Genomic DNA, 743 nt, shown 5'->3' with positions numbered 1-743 from the left:
GTGTTGATGCGATTGTTAGGTCACTTTATCCACACCAATAATGTTCTTAAATTCCGAATCTAATAACGGTAACATCGTATGAATGGCTTCGATCGAAGCGTTCCAAGTTTCAGGAACTTTAGGATTAACGCGATATTCTCCTTTTTCGTCTTTTAGAGCCACATTTGAATAATTACTTGAAATAAAAAATGAAAGTTGAGTAACCCTGTTCATCAGCTCACAACACTCGGAAGAAAGATACAATTTATGACGTCCATAAAAACTATTCATGTCATTAACTGCGACCTTAAGAGCATCAACCATTTCCCTTTCTTCATCGGTAAGCGTATGAACACCATAAATATATTCCCATGGTTCATAGGTTTTATATTCACGTTCATATGACTCTTTAATTTCTCTACATTGTAACTGCAATGTCAATGTGTCACGACACAGATTTACTTCATATAATTTATAATATAGCTTAGCTATGATATCAGCTTGCTTTTCATGCAGCCCTGTAAAACGAACTAGATGTTCTGTTTCATTTTTTTTAAATTTACTCTTAAGCTCTTCTAATTGCTCAGCATGTTTAGCGATTTCCATCTGCATTAGCCGCTGCGCCCACACTTTACCTAAAAAAGATGATAAGCCGAATATAATTACACCAGCGCCACCAATTGAGCCAATAACAGCAAAGGCAATTTCATATATATTTGTTGTACTCATTTATATCCTCTGTGACCTAACGCCTGCATAACACG

Annotated in this window: 1 protein-coding gene; it reads right to left on the bottom strand. The window is 35.8% G+C overall.

The window, feature by feature from the left end; genetic code table 11:
- Positions 1 to 15 precede the first annotated feature (15 nt).
- Positions 16 to 708, bottom strand: a complete 693-nt coding sequence (locus A6E06_RS18475; protein WP_065593226.1) for a hypothetical protein — start codon at positions 706 to 708, stop codon at positions 16 to 18.
- Positions 709 to 743 lie beyond the last annotated feature (35 nt).

This window comes from Aliivibrio sp. 1S175 (assembly GCF_001690985.1).
Classification (GTDB): Bacteria; Pseudomonadota; Gammaproteobacteria; order Enterobacterales; family Vibrionaceae; genus Aliivibrio.
This window is presented reverse-complemented; position numbering and strand designations above follow the sequence as displayed.